This window comes from Bacteroides sp. OF03-11BH, assembly GCF_003604005.1.
In the GTDB taxonomy this organism is placed as follows: domain Bacteria; phylum Bacteroidota; class Bacteroidia; order Bacteroidales; family Bacteroidaceae; genus Bacteroides; species Bacteroides ovatus.
Genome location: NZ_QTMW01000027.1, coordinates 12,707 through 34,503, shown reverse-complemented (window position 1 = coordinate 34,503; position 21,797 = coordinate 12,707). Strand labels below are relative to the sequence as shown.

Below are 21,797 nucleotides of genomic sequence, written 5' to 3'. Positions count from 1 at the left end.
CTGATGAGTTACAGTTCGTGCAACTGACTAATCATCGCTTCCGGATCGGGTGCCGCAAAGACAGCATTTCCAGCCACCAGCGCATTGGCTCCCGCCTCAACCAAGCGGGCACCTGTTTCCAGATTCACCCCACCGTCTACTTCAATGAGCGCTTTCGAACCTGTCCGTTCAATCAGGGCACGCAGCTCACGAACTTTTTCTACTGAATGTTCGATAAACTTCTGTCCGCCAAATCCTGGATTCACGCTCATGACAAGCACCATATATACATCCCGGATAATATCTTGTAAAAGAGCTACAGGAGTGGCCGGATTGATAGTTACAGCAGGCTGCATCCCGGCTTCTCTGATTTGTTGAATCACCCGATGCAGATGCGGGCAAGCTTCATAATGTACATTCATCGTATGAGCGCCCAACGCTTTTACCTCCAGAATAAACTTTTCCGGATTCACAATCATCAAATGCACATCCAACGGTTTCTTACTTAACTTCGCTACATATTTCAGTACCGGAAAGCCAAATGAAATGTTCGGAACAAATACTCCGTCCATAATATCAATATGTACCCACTCCGCTTCACTGCGGTTTACCATTTCAATATCCTTTGCCAAATATCCAAAATCGGCAGAAAGAATGGAAGGAGCGATAATCGGTTTCATAATTCTTTTATTTTAGGTTCTAGCCATCTCTTATTCGAGACGCTTTATTCTATTTATAATCTAATGGCTTGCTCGTTTTAATCTGCTCATCCGATTAATTACTTCATCAGACAACCATCTTCCAGGTGATATCCACGAAGCAATTCATCTATTTTCAGACGTTTTTTACCGGGAAGCTGTAAAGAAAGAATAGATACAAATCCATCCGGTACAGCTACTTTCATGAATTTCTTTCCATCGGTCACAATTGTTCCTGTAGCTAATTGATGTGATTCATAAATCTTCTCGCTTTCAAATATCTTCACGACCACTGCTGCTCCTTCTTCAGAAGTAATCAGTTCACTCCAAGCAGCAGGATAAGGTGATAATCCACGGATAAAATCATATATCTTCTTCACCGGCTGATTCCAGTCAATCCGACAGGTTTCTTTAAAGATCTTCGGAGCAGGACGAAGTTCACCGACAACCGCCATTTCTTCTTGAGGAATCGGTTTTACCGTTCCATTCAATATAGCGTCTACCGTTTCAAGAACCAGTTTTCCTCCCAGTACCATCAACTTATCATGTACCACTTCCACATTATCCGTATCTGCAATAGGTACACGTACTTGCTGAATGACTTCTCCGGTGTCTATCTCGTGTTTCAAAAAGAAAGTAGTAATTCCTGTTTCCGTATCACCATTGATAACCGCCCAATTAATGGGGGCAGCTCCACGGTATTGAGGAAGCAAAGAAGCATGAAGATTGAACGTACCCAGTCGTGGCATATTCCATACCACTTCCGGCAACATACGAAAAGCAACTACAATCTGCAAGTCCGCCTTCCATTCACGCAATGCTTCTACAAAAACCTCATCTTTTAACCTTTCCGGTTGAAGTAACGGTAAATTTTGTTCAAGCGCATATTGCTTTACAGGAGAATACTGGATCTTATGTCCACGTCCGGCAGGCTTATCGGGCATTGTAATCACACCCACTACATTATAACCGCCTTCTACTAATTGACGCAGGGCCTCTACCGCAAAATCGGGAGTCCCCATATATACTATTCTTAAATCTTCTTTTTTCATAATCGTCTTATAATCTGCATAGCAACCTGTTATCTGCATAAACCCGGCTCCGGCATCTTGCCGATTGTCAGTTAGTCTTCAGAGAAATGTACCAATACTTGCCGGTATGAATTAAATATCTTCGATTTAGAAACAAACCCCTGATATCGCCCTTCTTCATCCACTACCGGAAGATTCCAGGCTTTCGTATCATCAAACGTCTGCATCACCTGCTCCATTCCATCCGTATCGAATATCTTGGCAGGGGCAGATGTCATTAATTTATTAACAGTGAAACGGTGATAAAGTTCTTGCCGGAACATAATGTTACGAATGTCGTCAAGAAGTACAATACCTAACAATTCACCCGTTTTTTTATCTGTCACCGGGAAGACATTTCGATGGGAAGCAGCAATTGCTTTCACTAATTCGCCCAAATCCATTTCCGGATGTACGACAACGAAATCTTTCTCCACCACATTCTCCATCTTCATCAACGTCAACACGGCTTTATCCTTATGGTGTGTAAGCAACTGTCCCTTCTTAGCTAAACGCATCGAATAGATACTATGAGGTTCGAAAGCTATAATGGTCAGATATGAACTTACAGATACAATCATCAACGGAAGAAATAAGTCATATCCCCCTGTCAATTCGGCGATCAGGAACACCCCTGTCAACGGAGCATGCATAACGCCACTCATCACTCCCGCCATCCCCATCAATGCAAAATTCTTTTCCGGCAAATAAGCGGAGAAAGCAAAGTCATTGCTAAAATGAGAAAAGACAAACCCGGCGATACATCCCAGATAAAGCGAAGGTGCAAAGATACCACCACAACCACCGCCACCATTCGTTGCACTGGAAGCAAAGACCTTCAGCAGAATAATCAGCATCAGATAAACCAGCAGCAAATTGCCATAGCCATAAAACATAGAATTGTTCATGACCGTATCCCACTCTGCCGCAGACGTTCCATTCAGCAAAAGATTAATGGTATCATATCCTTCACCATAAAGAGGCGGGAAAAGGAAGATCAATATACTCAACATCACACCACCGAAAGCCAGTTTCTTATAAGGGTTGTTGAGTTTACCAAAGACACCTTCCACCGAATTCATGGCACGCGTAAAGTACAATGAAATCAGTCCGCAAAAAATTCCCAGTAAAATAACAAAAGGAATACGCTCCAGTTCGAATGCCTGATCCAGATGAAACTTAAACATAGCCTCCGTACCGGTGATTATATATGAAACGGTTGCCGCTGTCACGGCAGAAATCAGCAGGGGAAGTAAAGAGGACATGGTCAGGTCGATCATCAAGACTTCCAATGTAAATACCAATCCCGCAATCGGAGCTTTAAAAATGCCGGCAATCGCACCTGCCGCGCCACAGCCGACGAGCAACATCAGCGTGCGGTGCTCCATCTTGAATACACTCCCTAAATTGGAACCGATTGCCGAACCTGTCAGTACAATCGGAGCCTCTGCTCCAACCGATCCACCAAACCCGATGGTGATCGCACTGGCAATGGTAGAGGACCAGATATTATGTCGCTTGATACGTCCCTGTCTACGGGAAATAGCATATAGAATTTTGGTGACTCCATGACTGATGTCATCCTTAACAATGTTACGAACAAACCAACCTGCAAGAAAAATCCCGACTACCGGATATACCAAATACAGGTAGTTAGCTTCCGTTGCATTAAAATTATCAGTTAGGAAATTCTGTATCTGATGGATAAAGAATTTCAATATTAATGCGGCAAACGCTGTGAAAATTCCGACCAGGAAACTTAATATCAGAATAAATTGCTTCTCCTTTATATTCGCTTCCCGCCATTTGATGCAACGCTGTAATAAACTAAGTTTTTCTCCCTTCATTTATTCGCGAATTATCTTTATCACTCCACCTTTTTCCAACTTAATAATACTTGAGGGTCTCGGCCGGCTCATATCGTCCTGGCGAAAGCCAACGATATAATCTACCGCCGATTTGATTTCATCACTGATTTCACTAAAATTAGCCGCACCCGGCTGCCCGCTGACATTAGCCGAAGTAGAAACGATTGCTTTACGAAACTGCTGACAGAGTCGTCTGGAAAAGTCTTCATTCGTCACCCGAATCCCTACACTGCCATCCTCGGCCAGCAAATTCGATGCTAAGTTACGTGCTCCGGAATAAATAATCGTCAACGGCTTGTCGGCAACTTCAATCAAATCCCATGCAACATCAGGCACATCCTGTACATAAAAATCTACTTTAACCGGAGAGTCTACCAAGACCAGCATAGCCTTGCTGTCAGCGCGTTTCTTAATCTCATACACGCGGCGTACAGCCTCTTCATTAGTCGCATCACAGCCTATACCCCATACGGTATCGGTGGGATAAAGGATCACTCCTCCTTCATTCATCACCTGACAGGCTTTTTTAATATCTTCTATCATTTCTTGATTAATTTCCGTTAAGAACAAGATGCAAAAATAACACTTTTATTCCATTTAGTGAAATCTAGCCCGACGTTTTTAAATTCCCCTTTCAAATCAGCTATTCGCACACAAGACAAGAGTTTAACTATCGAACAATGATATAGGTTGATACCACAAGCCATACAAAAAGAAAGAACGATGTAATCCATTGTGAGAATCTACATCGTTCTATAAAAACAGATCATTCAATAAGTCATACTAAATACTGTCAGTTTTTCCAACTGTTATCCAGGTTCGGATTTAAAATCACGTCTTCATAAGGATAAGGAACATACATCTTACTGTCATCCCAAGTTCCGGTGACTGCTACAGCTTCTTTCCTGAAAACATCGTGCGCCACCTCAATAGGCTCATTTAGCTTACGGGATTCAAAATGATCCTTATAACGGTACATTCTAAACATATCCCTGGCTCTGCTGGCGATTCCTCCCCAATAGTATCCCGCCATTTCCCAGCCATGTTCATCGTAAGCCGCTTCCGCCAGTTTATCAGGAGACATATCCGTCGTATATTTATCAGTATCTTCACCATCTGCCCTGTTGCGTACCTCGTTTAGAACTTTGACCGCCTGATCATTGATCTCTCCCGCACGCCCTGTCGCTTCGGCATACCAGCAATATACTTGCGAAAGACGTAACAACTGGAATGTTTTCTCACCCGACGCATTGACTACGGTAGGATTTGTATAATCAAATTCTGTTCCACGCACCGCTCCTTCTGCAGTTTTCATAAAGACGGGGGCGACTACTTCACGAGAAGCAGGATCGGTATCATACCACCAATCATATAGTTTCCCGTCGCTAAACATGATTTTAGGGAAATACGTAGCATCTTTACGAGGGCCTTCAGGAAAGTTCTTCCAAAATTTGATTTCCCCATTCGTATCTCCCCAACCGGCCTGTTTCATATCCTGAAGGAAATCAGTTAAAGGAGCGGCCTGCCCCATCGCATCCCTGTTATAGTAGATACCTAACAGCAGCTCCGTATTCTTATTATTGTACTCCCACGAATATACCTGACTATATTCCGGTAGCAGTTTATAATAATAAGTGCCATTATCTGCACCGTCTATCACTTCTTTGGCTTTAGCGGCAGCCAGTTTATAATATTCAACTCCTTTATTAAGCGGCCACCCCGCCATACACATATAAACATAAGCCATTGTTGCTTTCACAGCTCCTTCACTTACGGCAATATTCATTCCGTTTCTGGCATAAGGTTCTTTTGTATACATTGCGGGACAACCGGTTTCGGCTATTTTCAGGTCAGACAGGATCAGTTCGTACACTTCTTCCTCTGTCTTTAAGGGAGCATTATAATCTATTTCTTCTTTCAGCATAATGGGAACTCGTCCCCAAGTCGTCACCAGATAAAAATAAGAGTAGGCTCTCCAATAATGCGCCTGTGCAATAGCCACCTTAATATCCTCTTTCGACACCTCCGGCGTACGCTCCGCATTATTAATGATAAAATTAGCGGCCTTGATAACTTTGAAACGCTGTTCCCACATACTGGACAACCACGAGTTATTGTCTTTCACATCAAACTGATCATGCTCACGGAGAGGCTGCTTATTACTTGAAGGATGAGTGGAAATATCGTCTCCCACCAAGAAGTTCGTACCACAAAGGTTATTACTAGCCTGTGAACTTGCTATCACGGAATAGAGAGCCGTCAGTGAAGCATCCAAATCTTCCTTGTTGCTGAAATAGGTATCCGAAGGCAATTGTCCTTTCGGATCTTCTTCCAGGAAATCACTACACGAAGTCCAACACAAAGCTGCCAGAAGAGCAGGCAAAACTTTCATTATAAAGGTATATGTTATTTTCATACGGTTATTGTCTTAATAGGTGGTTTAAAATCTGATTTTAGCACCGAAAGTAATCGTCCGCGGAATCGGATAAGCGCCATAGTCCAGTCCGTCATAACTGGTATACACTTCGGGATCCATTCCTTTATAGCGGGTGATCGTAAAGAGATCCTGTGCGCTGACAGACAATTGTACACTTGCAAACTTTAATACACGGCGAGGAATGCGGTACGAGAGACTGATATTCTTCAACTTAATAAAAGAAGCATCTTCAAGCCAGAAATCTGAATTGGCATAACTCTTGTTGTCGGTATTGGTAAGGCTCGGATAAAGAGCGTCCGCTTTGTTGGCAACATGATCCCATCCTTTGAAGTAAGCATCACGCAAGGTTACGAAACGAGAGACGCCAGTCATGGATGCCGCCATAAAACGGCTGATATTCAACCGGTCATATCCGGTGGCAGCATTAAAAAAGACATTCAGCGTCCAGTTTTTCCAAGTAACAGTATTGTTCCAACCTACTGTCCATTTGGGACTTGCCTGTCCTTTCACAACCAAATCATCGGAAGTCGGATTCGTTGTCAGACTACCATCTGCTTTCTGATAAAGATTGGTGCCTTTATCATCGAATCCTTTCCATTGATAGACATAGAAAGATCCCATAGGATAACCGGGCTTCATAATCTGCATAGGACCTCCCAAATCGCTATAGTTAGCAGTGAGTACAAAGTCATCTCCTGCGAGATCTGCTACTTCATTCTTCACATAAGAAGCATTCAGGCTGGTTTCCCACGTCACAGCCCCCTTTACAGGGAAAGTGGTAAGGGATAATTCGACTCCGGTATTGTTCAGTTTTCCTTGATTCACCCAATAAGTACCACCTCCGTTATATTTAGGCACCTGTTTCTGAAAAAGCAGATCTTTCGTTTGTTTCTTGAACCAGTCCACTGTAATATTAAAGCCTCCGATACTCATATCCAATCCCAAATCATATTGGTAAGTTTTTTCCCAGGTAATGCCGGGTGTAGCAAACTGATATCCCCAATATCCCGTAGAGGAAGTGGAAGTTCCCCAGCCGTAAGATGCCCCCGACAACATACCTAATGTGCTGTAAGCAGCAATATCCTGATTTCCGGTGACACCAAAGCTGGCACGCAGCTTCAGCTGATCGAGCACGTGCTGGTTGCTCATGAAAGATTCTTGTGCAATATCCCAAGCCACAGCTGCGGAAGGGAAATATCCCCATTTGTTGTCTCCCTGAAATTTAGAAGAACCGTCAGCTCTTAATGCAGCAGTAATAAAATATCGTTTCTTATAATCGTAATTAGCACGCACGATGCCGGAAGCCAAAGAAAATTCCGTATATGAATTGCTCGCATCTCTGATAGCAGCATTGCCAAGATTCCAGTACCCAACACTTTCATTGTTCAGATTGGAACCGGTTCCCTTTAGTTGTGAGTCCCACGAACGACTTATTTCCCATACACCCATGGCAGTGAAGCTATGATCTCCGAATTGCTTTTGCCAGGTCAGATTGTTAGTATTCTGCCAATAGTTATGCAATGCGTTGGTATTGCTTGCGCTATTGATAGCACCCGGTGAATCCAGTTTCGACCGGAAAGAATAAGAAGGACTATTATCGTAGTCATAACCTCCCTGAACGGAAAGCGTCAGTCCTTTCATGATCTTAAACAGCAATGTCAGGTTGGCGTTTAAATTATAGCTATAGCTATCGCTATTGTTCACTATCATTTCACCGTAAGGGCTGGAACCGATCATATTATACGGGTCTGTATTGTACACGCCGGTTTCGGGATCTTTCAGCTCCATGGTAGGCGAAAAGTTAGTGACATGCAACCAGTTCGCCCCACCTTCATTGTGTTTGTGAAGACTGGATGCGTTTAATTTTGCAGAGATTGTCAACCAGGGTTTCACTTCCGAGTCGATGTTTGCCCGAATTCCATAGCGTTTATAATCGGACATGATCGTGATGGCTTCCTGATCAAGCACATTTCCCGAAATAAGGTATTTCACTTTTTCATTTCCTCCGGATATGGCAAGCCGATAATCCTGAGTGATACCTGTACGAGTCAGAAGATCAGTCCAGTTGATTCCTTTCGTTCCATTTTTATAAGCCTCAAGGTCTTCGGCAGAGATAGTGGACGATCCGCGAATATCATTCAGTGCAGTTGCATATTCATAGGCGTTCAGCAGGTCATACTGTTTTCTGACAGTCGAAAGCCCGATCGATGCATCGAATGTTACCTGTGCTTTTCCCTCACTACCCTGTTTGGTGGTTATCAGGATAACGCCATTCGAACCACGGGAACCGTAAATGGCAGTGGAGGAAGCGTCTTTCAATATTTCCATCGACTGGATATCAGAAGGGTTAATACCGTCCAAGCCACTGGAAGAGATGATACCGTCAATCACATATAAAGGATCACTGCTTTTATTAATAGAGGTAGTTCCACGAACGCGCACCTTCATACTTGCTCCGGGCATACCACTCGTAGCAGTGACTTCTACACCGGGAGTACGACCCTGGAGTATATTTTCAACCCGTTGTACTGGTTGATTTTTGTATTGTCTGTTGGATACACCGGACACAGCACCCGTAAGGTCACTCTTTTTGACGGTTCCGTATCCTACCACTACCACTTCATCCAATAACTGATTGTCTTCTTTCAACACAACACGAAGAAGAGATCTCTTTCTGACTTTCACTTCCTGCGTATGATAGCCGATGTAAGAGATCACTAAAATCGCTCCTTCCGGAGCTTCGAGAGTAAACCTACCATCCATATCACTGGTAGTTCCGGTGTCTTCACCTTTGATAATGACGGAAGCACCAATGATTGTCTCTCCCTGTTCGTCGTTAATCACTCCTTTGATTGTCTTTCCAGCATCCCCGTCGGTATTAGTATCGCTGTTTGTCGTAACTTCATTGTTATTTTCCGGGGCTTCCTGTGTTTCTGTCTTCTGTTTTTCAAGAGGAGGAGCAACCTGCGCGAATAATCCGAAAGGCAGAAACAGCATTAAAAGAATGCATAATAGCCATTTGTTTTTCATTATTACTTCCATTATTGTTCTAAAATTAGAATAGTTATTAGGATAGATTACCATCAATATTGGGCAATTTATGTGCCAAAAGCATAACAAAAGACTGATACAACGAGACTTATCAAGTTTAACAAAAGAGATTATATCACTAATTTTCAAATACATAAACAATTTGCAATAAAGAAAAAAAGCATTAATAACCAGATTAAGTTTCAAGCACGATCCTGTGCAAAAATTCCACAGAAATGTGGACATATTCCACAAGATAATAAGTTAAGAATAATCCGTATTTAAAAGTTCCTTTCCATCCTTCTGATTGTTTCCACATATCAGAAGTCAGAATAAACGTTCCAAAACTCCAGTTTAAACGATTATTAACTAATTTCTCCCCCGTCTCCGAGAACAGAATCATCAGAAATATCTATCTTTGCCCCAATTTCAAGCAAGAAAGCAAAAGTGCTATTTTTGTGTCGAATTTAAAACGTTTAAGAGAAAACAATGGAAGAAATCGTATTTCATCACACATTACCTATCCAATTGCGATTCAATGATGTAGACAAATTTGGTCACGTCAACAACACAGTTTACTTCTCCTTTTACGACTTGGGAAAGACTGAATACTTCGGTTCGGTATGTCCGGGAGTAGATTGGGAAAAGATTGGCATTGTCGTTGTTCATATTGAAGCGAATTTCGTTAAGCAAATTTTCGCATCGGACCACATCGCTGTACAAACCGCCGTCTCTAAGATAGGTACCAAAAGCTTTCATCTGGTTCAACAAGTCATTGACACGAAAACCAATGAGGTGAAATGTGTTTGCAAGTCCATCATGGTTACTTTCAATCTTGAAAGACATGAGTCCATGCCACTAACCAAGGAATGGATAGAAGCGATCTGCAAGTATGAAGGACGGGATTTGCAAAAAGCATAGATTGATTCCCCCCCACCGATGAAGACACCCTCCGGCACCAATGAAAGCATCGAGCGGTACCGGGGAACAAATCTCCCACGAATAAGAAACAAAACAAGCAAAACCAATTCCTTAGAAAAAGTTTTATCCTGATTCATGTCCGCTATATAACAGAAATTGCCTATTTTTGCACCTTATTATTAAGGCATAAAATATCTAGTACAGAAAATGATAGCTGACAAAAGTATAAATTTAGATACCCTTCATAAAGTATTGTTTGATAATGAGAAGCTGGAACTCTCTGAAGAATGTATTCGAAAAGTAGAGGAAAGCTTCGATTTTCTGCAATCCTTTTCCAGCGATAAGATTATTTATGGTATCAATACGGGGTTCGGCCCAATGGCACAATACAGAATAGAAGATCAGTCATTGATCGACCTTCAGTATAATATCATCCGAAGCCATTCCACCGGTGCCGGCAAACCGCTTCCCGAACTTTATGTAAAAGCAGCTATGATTGCCCGTTTGTACACTTTTCTACAAGGGAAGTCAGGAGTGCATCTGGAACTGGTTTCTCTCCTCTGTGAATTTATCAACCGCGGAATTTATCCGTTCATACCCGAACACGGAAGTGTAGGTGCCAGCGGCGATCTCGTACAACTGGCCCATATCGCCCTGACGTTAATAGGGGAAGGGGAAGTTTTTTATCAGGGTAAATTGTGTAACGCAGCTACGGTGCTTCAGGAAAACGGCCTGAAACCTTTTTCCATGCGTATTCGTGAAGGTTTATCCGTTACAAACGGTACTTCTGTAATGACAGGCATCGGTATTGTCAATCTGATTTATGCAAAAAAACTACTCCGTTGGTCGGTGGCTGCCTCTGTAATGATGAATGAGATTGCCGCCTCTTATGATGATTTTATGGCACAGTCATTAAACGAGGCCAAGCATCATAAAGGTCAACAAGAGATAGCTGCTATGATGAGAGAATGGGTGGCAGGCAGTAAATGCGTGCTTCAAAGAGAGAACGAGCTATACAACCAGGTGCATAAAGAGAAAATCTTCGAACACAAAGTACAGCCCTATTATTCCTTGCGATGTGTTCCGCAAATACTCGGTCCTATTTACGATGAACTGGAGAATGCGGAAGAAGTATTAATAAACGAAATAAATTCCGCCTGTGACAATCCGATTGTCGATCCGGATACACAAAATATTTATCATGGCGGCAACTTCCACGGAGATTACATTTCTTTCGAAATGGACAAGTTGAAAATTGCCGTGACCAAGCTGACTATGCTTTGCGAAAGACAGATTAACTATCTGTTCCACGACCGTATCAATGGCATCCTGCCTCCGTTTGTAAATTTGGGAGTGCTTGGATTGAACTATGGTTTACAGGCTTCACAATTCACTGCAACCTCCACCACAGCGGAATGTCAGACATTATCAAATCCGATGTATGTACACAGTATCCCCAACAACAATGATAATCAGGATATTGTCAGCATGGGAACCAACTCGGCTCTATTAGCAAAAACAGTCATTGAGAATTCTTATCAGGTGATGGCTATCCAGTTTATGGGAATGGCACAAGCTATCGACTACCTGAAAATACAGGATCGCCTAAGTTCCAAAAGCAGGCAGGTTTATGAAGAAATACGCAGTTTCTTCCCTGTATTTACCAATGACACACCTAAATATAAAGAGATAGAAATGATGATAGACTATCTCAAAAAAGAAGATAAATAAAATGAAATATGCATTAGTAACCGGAGGAAGCCGAGGTATCGGCCGTGCTGTCAGTTGTAAACTGGCGGAAATGGGCTACTTTATACTGATAAATTATCAGAATAATGACGCAGAAGCGGAGAAAACGTTGCAGTTAGTACAGGAAAAAGGAAGTAATGGCGAGTTGATGAAGTTCGATGTGACCGACCCTGCCGCTATCACCCTTGCTTTGGGCAACTGGGCTTCCCAACACCCTGACGAATATATCGAGGTACTGATAAACAATGCAGGTATCCGCAAAGACAACCTGATGCTCTGGATGACAGGAGAAGAATGGAGCAAAGTGCTCGATATCAGCCTGAACGGATTCTTCAACGTGACACAGCCTTTATTGAAGAATATGCTGGTCAAACGTTATGGACGTATCGTAAATATCGTGTCATTGTCGGGCATTCAGGGAATGCCCGGCCAAGCCAATTACTCCGCAGCCAAAGGTGGCGTAATAGCTGCTACCAAAGCACTGGCACAGGAAGTTGCCAAGAAGAAAGTAACAGTCAATGCAGTAGCTCCGGGATTCATCCGTACGGATATGACGGAAGGAATTGATGAGAACGAATGGAAGAAACATATTCCCGCGGGACGTTTCGGCACTCCGGAAGAGGTTGCCGACCTGGTCGGTTTCCTGGCATCTCCAGCCTCATCCTACATCACAGGAGAAGTGATTTCCATCAACGGAGGACTATATACTTAAAATAAAAGCATAGAATAGACAAAATAATGAAAAGAGTTGTTATCACGGGAATGGGGATTTACTCTTGCATCGGCAAGAATCTGGATGAAGTAAAAGACTCACTATATAATGGGAAATCGGGAATTGGCATAGACCCAGTACGGAAAGAATTGGGTTATTTTTCTGCATTAACGGGGATATTGGAACGTCCCGACTTGAAGAAGTTGTTGGACCGCCGTAAACGTCTCTGTCTACCGGAGCAGGGAGAATATGCTTATCTCGCTACATTAGAAGCTTTCCGTAATGCCGGTATTAATGAGGATTTTCTCGAAGCCAATGAAGTGGGTATTTTGTATGGCAATGATAGTAGTGCCGCTCCTGTTATTAATGCAGTGGACATCATTCGTGAAAAGAAAAACACTGCACTGGTAGGTTCCGGTTCTATTTTCCAGTCGATGAATTCCACCGTGACAATGAACCTGTCAGTTATTTTCAAACTAAGAGGGGTCAACTTCACCATTGCCGGAGCCTGTGCAAGCGGTTCTCACGCTATTGGTATGGGTTACCTGCTTATAAAATCGGGATTACAGGATTGTATTCTTTGCGGTGGCGCACAAGAAGTCAATCCTTATGCAGTAGGAAGTTTCGACGGACTAAGCGCATTTTCCACCCAGGAAGCAGTCCCCGAGAAAGCCTCGAAACCTTTTGATAAACGACGTGACGGACTGATTCCGAGTGGAGGAGCCGCCAGTCTGGTATTAGAGAGTTATGAATCGGCTGTAAAAAGAGGAGCTCCCATTTTGGCCGAAGTCATCGGTTACGGTTTTTCATCCAATGGAGATCACATCTCCGTGCCTAATGTGGACGGTCCGAAACGTTCTCTTCAAATGGCTATCAAAGATGCAGGGATTGCACTCGAACAGATCAATTATATCAATGCACACGCCACTTCAACTCCGGTAGGTGACTTGAACGAAGCGAAAGCCATTGCGGAAGTATTTGAAGGGCATCACCCGTATGTGACCTCCACAAAGTCTATGACAGGACATGAAATGTGGATGGCCGGTGCCAGTGAAGTGATCTATTCCACCCTCATGATGAACAACGGTTTCATCGCTCCCAACCTCAATTTCGAGGAACCGGACGAGGCCTCTGCACAATTAAATATACCTACCCAACGGGTAAACCTGGAATTTGATACGTTCCTTTCCAACTCATTCGGATTCGGAGGAACCAATTCCACGCTAATCATACGTAAAATCAATCCATAATTTACTAAAGAAATCAGATATATGACAAATGAAGAAATCATCGAGAAGATAAGAACCACTCTGGCAGAAGAGTTTGAAGTAGACATCGACGTCATCCAGCCGGATGCACCGTTAATGGAAACTCTTGAACTGGACAGCCTGGACTTGGTCGATATGGTGGTACTGGTAGAAAAGAACTTCGGCTTCAACGTAACCGGACAAGATTTTGCGGGTATCAAAACCTTCCAGGACTTCTACGATCTCGTTATCACCCGTATGCAGGAAGCCAAGTAAATATGTCGACGTGGAAAGGCAAAACCCGGGGAGGAACATTCGGATACTTATTCTTTATTTACCTGATTAAGTATCTGGGCATTACTGCCGCTTATATATTTCTAAGTCTGGTAGTATTGTACTTCGTACCGTTTGCTCCGAAAGCCACTAAAAGCACCTGGTTTTATGCCCGCCACATTCTGAAATACAACCGAATACGCTCTTTGGGTATGTTGCTGCGCAACTATTACCGGTTAGGGCAAATCCTGATTGACAAAGTAGCTATTGGTAACGGAAAAGTCGATCAATACCGGTTTGAGTTCGAACGGTATCCGGAATTTCTGCAATTGCTGAACAGCGAACAGGGAGTAATTATGATTGGTGCCCATGTGGGAAACTGGGAAATAGGCGTTCCTTTCTTCGACGATTACGGAAAGAAAATCAATATCGTGATGTATGATGCCGAACATCGTAGAATCAAAGAGATATTGGAGAAAAATGGTCAGGACAAGGATTTTAAGATTATCCCCGTCAACGAAGATAACCTGACACACGTTTTCCGTATTACCGAGGCGTTAAACAAGAAAGAATATGTATGCTTCCAGGGCGACCGTTATCTGAATAAAGAGAAACTGCTGACAGGAACACTCCTGGGACAGAAAGCTCCTTTCCCTGCCGGTCCTTTCTTGCTTGGTTCGCGAATGAAAGTTCCGGTGGTATTCTACTTTGCCATGAGAGAGCCGGGCAGAACCTACCGTTTTCATTTTATAAGGACGGAACCAGTCATACGAACCAAAGAAAAGAAAGCAGAGATCGCTCTGCTCGAACAATATACGGCCGCTTTGGACCAAATACTGAAACGCCATCCGGAACAATGGTTCAACTATTACTCATTCTGGAAAACCACGAGTGACGGTTCGCCCTCCAAAGGATTGAAATAAAGATATAACAAAATAAAGATGCAACAGAATCAATATGATAAGGAACCGTTGACCGCGGTAGAGGCACAACGCTTGGCACAAGAAATAGCTTTCGGGCCCATCGTGTTTCAGGTATCACGCCTTATGCTCAAATTCGGTATTTTCCAGTTACTAGCCGACGAACGTGCAGGCATGACACAAGAAGAAATCAGCAAGGCTTGTGGCCTGTCTTCTTATGCAACACAAGTTTTGCTGGAAGCCTCATTAACGATCGGTACCGTATTGCGGCACGAAAACCTTTACCGCCTTGCCAAAGCCGGATGGTTCCTGCTCAACGACAGGATGGTACGTGTCAATATGGATTTCAACCACGATGTCAACTATCTGGGAATGTTCCATCTCGAAGAGGCTCTCACCAACGGACGTCCCGGAGGGCTGAAAGTATTCGGCGAATGGAGCACTATCTATGAAGGGCTGTCAAGCTTGCCCTCACAGGTACAAAAGAGCTGGTTCGGTTTCGATCATTATTACTCGGATTGCTCGTTTGACGAAGCTTTGGCAATTGTTTTCGCCCGTCATCCCAAGACTTTACTGGATGTGGGAGGTAATACCGGTCGATGGGCGACCAAATGCGTAAGCTATGACGATGCAGTGGAAGTAACTATTATGGACCTTCCGCAACAATTGGAGATGATGCGTCAACAAACTAAAGACCTACCCGGAGCAATGCGTATTCACGGGTATGGCGCCAATCTGCTCGATCCCGAAGTACCTTTCCCGACAGGGTTCGATGCTATCTGGATGAGCCAGTTCCTTGATTGTTTCTCGGAAGAAGAAGTAACCAGCATACTGACCCGTGCAGCCCGTTCTATGAGTGGGGAGAGTCGCCTCTATATCATGGAAACTTTCTGGAACCGGCAAAAGTTTGACACAGCCGCTTATTGCCTGACACAAATCAGTCTTTATTTCACAGCCATGGCAAATGGTAACAGCAAAATGTATCATTCGGATGATATGGAACGGTGCATCAAAGCAGCGGGATTGGAAGTTGAAAAGATAGATGACCATTTAGGAATGGGACACAGCATTGTACAATGCAGATTGAAATGAACAACAGGGAAGTTATCATACAAGGAGAAGGAATACTCAATTTGATTCCACAGCGTCCGCCCATCGTGATGGTGGACAGTTTCTTTGGTATCGAAAAGAATCATTCTTATTCCGGACTGACTGTTACTGCTGATAATATTTTCTACGAAACCGGAAAACTGCAAGAGGCAGGAATTATTGAACACATCGCTCAATCAGCAGCGGCACGTATCGGATTTCTTTATACCCGGCAGGGTGAAAAAGTACCGTTAGGGTTTATCGGCTCGGTAGACAAACTTAAAATCTACGATTTGCCAAAGAACGGGATGAAACTATTTACGGAGATTACCGTTGTACAGGAGGTATTCGACATTACATTGATTTCTGCACAAGTGAAAGTGGAAGACAAGCTGATAGCTGAATGCAGGATGAAAATATTTATAAAAAAAGAATGAAACGGAAAACGAATCAACAGGTTGCAGCTTTGACTAACCGGACTACCTTCAGAGTGCGGTTCAGCGAAATAGACTCCATGCAGATTGTATGGCATGGTGAGTATGTGCGCTATTTTGAAGATGGAAGAGAAGCTTTTGGCAAACAGTATGGTTTGGATTATATGAGTATTTACCGGGAGGGATACATGGTTCCTATCGTGGATTTAACCTGTCAGTTCAAACAATCACTATCTTTTGGTGAAGAAGCGATTGTCGAAACGCGCTATATTGCCTGTGAAGCAGCCAAGATAAAATTTGAATACATTATCTACCGGGCTACCGACCAGAGTATAGTAGCCACCGGAAGCACCATACAAGTGTTCCTGAACCTGAATAAAGAATTGGAGCTTATGAATCCTCCGTTTTATCTGGAATGGAAAAAGAAATGGAATATCCTTTAAATATATACATCACAGCCCATACGCTGATTAGTTCGTTAGGTTTCGGCATCCCGGAAAACCTGGAGGCCATCCATAACTACCGAAGCGGAATCCGTATGCAAGAAGCCGGCCTAATTTCCGATCATCCCCTATTGGCGGGAATGATTGATTCTGTGGAATTGGAAAAACGGGCGAAGCTGATGCAGATTACGGATTATACCCGAATGGAGCAATTATTCATACTGGCTATCCAAGAGGTTATTTCTCAATCGGGAGCCGACTTGCGGGAGCCGGATTGTACCTTGTTATTATCTACCACTAAAGGAAATATAGATTTATTGAGTGAATTACCTGCTGACAGTCCGGTTTTTCTTTGGAAAATGGCGGAACGAATCGGAGATTTCTTTGGAGCGACAAATCAGGTAGAGGTCATCTCCAATGCCTGTATATCAGGAGTCTCGGCACTAATCGTCGCTAAGAGATGGATAGAATCAGGACGTTACAAACGAGTGATTGTGGCAGGTGGGGATATTCTTTCTCATTTCATTACCAGCGGCTTTCTATCGTTTCGATCTGTCAGCGCACACCTTTGCCGACCATACGATATACAACGGGATGGATTAAGTCTGGGCGAAGCCTGTGGAGCTGTTCTTTTAGAAACTCAAGGAAACGCGAATCATATTATTCTCTCCGGAGGAGCAATCAGCAATGACGCCAACCATATATCCGGTCCTTCCCGAACAGGGGACGGTTTAGCTCTAGCCATTAATCAGGCAATGGAAGAAGCCGGAGCACTCCCCGAAGACATTAGCTTTATCAATGCACACGGAACAGCTACGGTTTACAATGATGAAATGGAATCCAAAGCCATACATCTGGCGGGATTAGCTGCAGTTCCGGTGAATAGCCTCAAGCCCTATTTCGGTCATACATTAGGAGCTTCGGGCATTATCGAAACCATACTTTGCATAGAGCAACTAAAAGAAGGAAGATACTACGGAACTTTAGGGTATGAAACACTCGGTGTTCCCATGCCTATCACTGTCTATACCACTCATCAGCCGATGCCGATGAAATGCTGCATCAAAACCGCTTCCGGTTTCGGAGGCTGTAATGCCGCACTGGTATTATCCCTCCCCGATGCTCACCTGAAACAGAAAGTAAACTTGCAGGCAACCGACAAAGCGAGTGCTCCGTCAGTTTGCAAAGCAGTGGTGGAATCGGGCAACATGGTCACAATCAGGCCAGGAGCAGTAGAAAGTAAAGGAACAACTGTATTCAGCTCTTCGGAAACTGACTTTGCACCGTTCATCCGGGAAGCATACAAGCATCTGGGAGAAAACAATATGAAGTTCTATAAGATGGACAACCTCTGTAAGCTGGGATATGTAGCTGCCGAATATTTACTGAAAAATACACACCACCGTCCGGAAGAGATTGGAATCATTCTTGCCAATGCTTCTTCCTCTCTGGATACGGACTGCAAACATCAGGCAATCATCAGTAAAGAAGGGGACAAAGCAGCCAGTCCTGCCGTGTTTGTCTACACTCTCCCCAATGTAGTATTGGGAGAAATCTGTATCCGGCACAAGATTCAGGGAGAGAATACATTCTTTGTCCGTCGGCAATCCGATGCTGCCTCATTAGAGGATTATGCAAGGATTGTGATGGCAAAAGGCAAGTTACGCACCTGTATCATAGGCTGGTGCGAACTACTGGACGGACATTATCAAGCAGAATTTAAACAACTTAATAATATATCAACGATTTATGGATAATTTAGATCAAACCAAAAGAGAACTGATGGACGAAGTGAAAGGGAAACTAATCGAAGAGTTGAACCTTGAAGAAATCACTCCGGAAGATATTGACAATGAAGCCCCTCTGTTTGGCGACGAAGGTCTTGGCCTTGACTCCATTGACGCACTCGAAATCATCCTGATTCTGGAACGCGAATACGGTATAAAGATAGAGAACCCCAGTGAAGGAAAACAAATCTTCTACTCGGTACGTACACTGGCAGACTACATCATTGCTAATCGCAAAGCTTAACCGATGAAGATATACGTCACCGGATTGGGAGTTGTTTCGGGCATCGGTATCGGAGTTTCCGAAAATATAGAAGCGTTGAGACAAAGAAAGCATGGCATCGGAAAAGTAACTCTTTTTCCGACTGCTCTCGATGTGCCCGTATCCGAAGTGAAACGTAGCAATGAGGAACTAAAGCAACTGATCTCTTTACCTCCGCAACGCACTGTATCACGTACGGCCTTGTTGGGAATGATAGCAGCCAAAGAAGCAATGAAAGATGCGGGACTCACACCACCATTACGTATCGGTTTTATTTCCGCCACTTCCGTTGGCGGCATGGATTTGAGCGAGCACTTCTATGAATCTTTCAAGAAAAACCCGGGACAGGGACGGTTACGGGAAGTAATTTCACACGACTGCGGAGCCAGTACAGAATTGATTGCTTCGTATTTGGGTATCAATGATTTTATAACCACCATCAGTACAGCCTGCTCGTCAGCAGCCAATGCCATCATGCTGGGAGCAAGAATGATTAAACACGGGCTACTGGATGCTGCTATCGTGGGAGGTACGGATGCACTTTGCCGGTTTACGCTCAATGGATTCAACTCCCTGATGATTTTGGACAAAACACATTGCCGTCCCTTTGACCGCTCACGTACCGGATTAAATCTGGGAGAAGGTGCCGGTTACTTAGTGCTTCAATCGGAAAGTTCACTCCAAAGAACTCCTTATTGCGAACTTAGCGGTTACGCCAATACGAATGAGGCTTATCATCAAACAGGAAGTTCTCCTGAAGGGGACGGTGCCTTTCTGTCAATGAGTGAAGCTATCGCTTCCAGTGGTATTTCCCTTGAAAAAATCGATTATATCAATGTACATGGAACAGGTACTCCCGGCAATGATGCGTCAGAAGGCATGGCGCTCCGAAGAATCTTTGGAGAACACGTTCCGCCATTTAGTTCGGTAAAAGCTTTTATCGGACATACCTTAGGAGCTTCCGAAGGAATTGAAGCTGTTTACTCCGTTCTTTCAATAGATAAAGGGCTGATTTATCCCAACCTGAACTTTACGGATGCGATGCCGGAAACAGGACTGATACCGGAAACCTCTTTTCAAGAAGGAATCCCCATCCGACATGTGTTATCCAACTCTTTCGGTTTCGGAGGAAACGATTCATCGCTCCTCTTTTCCGCAACGAATTTTCCAGCATAAACGCACCTTTAAGTATTTAAGCCTATGCAGCCAGTTTATATTCAACGCATCGCTTCCATTCATCCGCCAAAGGATCATTCACCAGGAAATAATCGCCCTTATCTTCAGGCTTGCGAACCCGATTATAAGGATATTATCACCAATGCGACCTTGCGCAGACGCATGAGCCGTATCGTAAAAATGGGGGTGGCTTGCGGATTGGAATGTATGGGTGAACTATCTCCTGAAAAGATACAAGGAATCATCACAGCAACAGGATTGGGCTGCTTGACAGATACGGAAAAATTCCTGAACAACCTATTGGATAATGAAGAGCGGATGCTGAATCCTACTCCTTTTATCCAGTCGACATTCAATACAATCGGTGCACAAATAGCTCTGATTCATCAAATACATGCCTACAACATGACTTATGTCCACCGTGGTCTTAGTTTTGAAAGTGCTTTATTGGACGCTATGATGAAAATAGGAGAAGGAAGCGAGAATATACTTGTGGGAGCCATCGATGAAATGACAGAAACCAGTTACACGATTCAGCAACGGCTGGGAGTGCTGAAAGGGATAGCAGCAGGAGAAGGTGCTCAATTCTTCCTGTTAAGTCGGGAAGCCGGAGAGCATCCGTTGGCTGAAATACAGGGAATCGAAACTTTCATAGGGAAACAGACTACAGAAGAAATCAGCTCCCGAATCATCCGTTTTTTGCAACGAAATGGTTTAGAATGTCAGGATATTCAGTGGTTGGTTACCGGGAAAAACAAGAAGCCACACAATCAAGATGACTCTCACGAGCAAACTGTTGACAATGGCAACTCTATTTATGAAGAGCTTGAAACAAACCTTTTCCCGGAAAGTGTTCATCTTAGTTTTAAGAATGAATGTGGTGAATATCCTACCGCAACATCGTATGCGGTATGGAAAGCAGTGAACGAATCGGCCAACTGCACTACCTCGACCCATATATTGATTTATAATCATCACCACTCCATCAATCATTCATTGATTCTAATCCGGAAAAGCGTATGATAATCGTTTGCCTCCTTCTTTGCTTGCTCTTGCTCCTGTCTTTTCTCGTTTATGCCTCTTATAGCATTCAATCGGGAATTTACCTCCGGTCATTTTGCAAAAAGCATACTGCGGAAAAGATTGTCGCCCTGACTTTTGATGACGGCCCCGACTCCCTACAGACTCCCAAAGTTCTGCAGGTACTAAAAGAATATCAGGTAACCGCCTGTTTCTTCTGTATCGGTCATAAGGTAAAAGGGAATGAAGCAATCTTGCAAAAAATGGTGGCAGAAGGTCATCTGATTGGAAATCATTCGCATACCCATTCCGGTTTATTCCCGCTATACGGGCTCTCCAAGATGAAAAAAGACTTGCAAACTTGTCAGTGTGAACTAGAACGAGTAACTTCGCAGCCGGTTAGTTTGTTTCGTCCGCCGTTCGGTGTCACTAATCCAACGATTGCGAAAGCCGTTCGACAGTTAGGATATACCCCTATAGGATGGAGCATCCGTACACTGGATACACAACAAGCACCGGATAAAGTCCTTGCCAGGATTCGGAAACATCTTGAACCGGGAGCCATTATTCTGTTGCACGACCGGATGCCTGACAGCGACCAGCTAGTGAAACAAATCTTGGATTTGCTGAAAGAACAAGGATATACCGTTGTCCGTCCGGACAAACTATTGGCATAAAATAA

20 protein-coding genes are annotated in these 21,797 nt (G+C 43.7%); 14 read left to right on the top strand and 6 right to left on the bottom strand.

Annotated features, from left to right (window positions below):
* Positions 1-8: 8 nt before the first annotated feature.
* The 6 genes from rpe to DXA54_RS18210 all read right to left on the bottom strand — a co-directional run bounded on the left by rpe (position 9) and on the right by DXA54_RS18210 (position 9,082).
* On the bottom strand, positions 9-659 hold the full coding sequence (gene rpe, locus DXA54_RS18235) for a ribulose-phosphate 3-epimerase (RefSeq protein WP_004305443.1): 651 nt from the start codon (positions 657-659) through the stop codon (positions 9-11).
* Between the two features lie 98 nt (positions 660-757).
* The gene (gene fmt / locus DXA54_RS18230; RefSeq protein ID WP_008650541.1) at positions 758-1,729 is read right to left on the bottom strand and encodes a methionyl-tRNA formyltransferase; all 972 of its coding nucleotides are present in this window, start codon (positions 1,727-1,729) and stop codon (positions 758-760) included.
* A gap of 71 nt (positions 1,730-1,800) precedes the next feature.
* Complete coding sequence (locus tag DXA54_RS18225) at positions 1,801-3,594, bottom strand: chloride channel protein (protein WP_004297305.1); 1,794 nt, start codon at positions 3,592-3,594, stop codon at positions 1,801-1,803.
* Positions 3,595-4,158: an L-threonylcarbamoyladenylate synthase gene (locus DXA54_RS18220; RefSeq protein ID WP_004297304.1), complete on the bottom strand. Its 564-nt coding sequence runs from the start codon at positions 4,156-4,158 to the stop codon at positions 3,595-3,597.
* 250 nt (positions 4,159-4,408) lie between these two features.
* Positions 4,409-6,031: a RagB/SusD family nutrient uptake outer membrane protein gene (locus tag DXA54_RS18215; protein WP_004305446.1), complete on the bottom strand. Its 1,623-nt coding sequence runs from the start codon at positions 6,029-6,031 to the stop codon at positions 4,409-4,411.
* A gap of 24 nt (positions 6,032-6,055) precedes the next feature.
* Positions 6,056-9,082 carry a SusC/RagA family TonB-linked outer membrane protein gene (locus tag DXA54_RS18210; protein ID WP_232284369.1) on the bottom strand — a complete coding sequence of 1,009 codons (3,027 nt, stop codon included), beginning with the start codon at positions 9,080-9,082 and terminating at the stop codon, positions 6,056-6,058.
* A gap of 489 nt (positions 9,083-9,571) precedes the next feature.
* Between DXA54_RS18210 and DXA54_RS18200 the strand changes: the two genes are divergently transcribed.
* From DXA54_RS18200 to DXA54_RS18135, 14 genes are all read left to right on the top strand, one after another.
* A complete protein-coding gene (locus tag DXA54_RS18200; protein WP_004297299.1) occupies positions 9,572-10,003 on the top strand; it encodes an acyl-CoA thioesterase in 432 nt (143 codons plus the stop codon).
* Between the two features lie 207 nt (positions 10,004-10,210).
* Complete coding sequence (gene hutH, locus DXA54_RS18195) at positions 10,211-11,734, top strand: histidine ammonia-lyase (protein WP_004305448.1); 1,524 nt, start codon at positions 10,211-10,213, stop codon at positions 11,732-11,734.
* A gap of 1 nt (position 11,735) precedes the next feature.
* Positions 11,736-12,464, top strand: a complete 729-nt coding sequence (gene fabG, locus DXA54_RS18190; protein WP_004297297.1) for a 3-oxoacyl-ACP reductase FabG — start codon at positions 11,736-11,738, stop codon at positions 12,462-12,464.
* A gap of 26 nt (positions 12,465-12,490) precedes the next feature.
* Positions 12,491-13,714, top strand: coding sequence for a beta-ketoacyl-[acyl-carrier-protein] synthase family protein (locus tag DXA54_RS18185; RefSeq protein ID WP_120080247.1), 1,224 nt, complete (start codon positions 12,491-12,493; stop codon positions 13,712-13,714).
* A 21-nt stretch (positions 13,715-13,735) separates the two neighbouring features.
* A complete protein-coding gene (locus tag DXA54_RS18180; RefSeq protein WP_004305450.1) occupies positions 13,736-13,987 on the top strand; it encodes an acyl carrier protein in 252 nt (83 codons plus the stop codon).
* A 2-nt stretch (positions 13,988-13,989) separates the two neighbouring features.
* Positions 13,990-14,907: an acyltransferase gene (locus tag DXA54_RS18175; RefSeq protein WP_004305451.1), complete on the top strand. Its 918-nt coding sequence runs from the start codon at positions 13,990-13,992 to the stop codon at positions 14,905-14,907.
* 18 nt (positions 14,908-14,925) lie between these two features.
* A complete protein-coding gene (locus tag DXA54_RS18170; protein WP_004311039.1) occupies positions 14,926-15,996 on the top strand; it encodes a class I SAM-dependent methyltransferase in 1,071 nt (356 codons plus the stop codon).
* A complete protein-coding gene (locus tag DXA54_RS18165) occupies positions 15,993-16,430 on the top strand; it encodes a hypothetical protein (protein WP_004305453.1) in 438 nt (145 codons plus the stop codon). The genes DXA54_RS18170 and DXA54_RS18165 overlap by 4 nt, the downstream gene beginning before the upstream one ends.
* Entirely contained in the window at positions 16,427-16,870 is a 444-nt protein-coding gene (locus tag DXA54_RS18160) for an acyl-CoA thioesterase (protein ID WP_004324733.1), read from the top strand. Before DXA54_RS18165 ends, DXA54_RS18160 begins: the two co-directional genes overlap by 4 nt.
* On the top strand, positions 16,855-18,627 hold the full coding sequence (locus DXA54_RS18155; RefSeq protein WP_004311041.1) for a beta-ketoacyl-[acyl-carrier-protein] synthase family protein: 1,773 nt from the start codon (positions 16,855-16,857) through the stop codon (positions 18,625-18,627). Before DXA54_RS18160 ends, DXA54_RS18155 begins: the two co-directional genes overlap by 16 nt.
* On the top strand, positions 18,620-18,901 hold the full coding sequence (locus DXA54_RS18150) for a phosphopantetheine-binding protein (RefSeq protein WP_004297289.1): 282 nt from the start codon (positions 18,620-18,622) through the stop codon (positions 18,899-18,901). Before DXA54_RS18155 ends, DXA54_RS18150 begins: the two co-directional genes overlap by 8 nt.
* Positions 18,902-18,904: 3 nt before the next feature.
* Positions 18,905-20,095 (top strand): beta-ketoacyl-[acyl-carrier-protein] synthase family protein, encoded by a 1,191-nt coding sequence (locus DXA54_RS18145; RefSeq protein ID WP_004311043.1) that lies wholly within the window; start codon positions 18,905-18,907, stop codon positions 20,093-20,095.
* Positions 20,096-20,119: 24 nt separating this feature from the next.
* Positions 20,120-21,118: a beta-ketoacyl synthase chain length factor gene (locus DXA54_RS18140; protein ID WP_004297287.1), complete on the top strand. Its 999-nt coding sequence runs from the start codon at positions 20,120-20,122 to the stop codon at positions 21,116-21,118.
* Complete coding sequence (locus DXA54_RS18135; protein WP_004297286.1) at positions 21,115-21,792, top strand: polysaccharide deacetylase family protein; 678 nt, start codon at positions 21,115-21,117, stop codon at positions 21,790-21,792. The genes DXA54_RS18140 and DXA54_RS18135 overlap by 4 nt, the downstream gene beginning before the upstream one ends.
* Positions 21,793-21,797 lie beyond the last annotated feature (5 nt).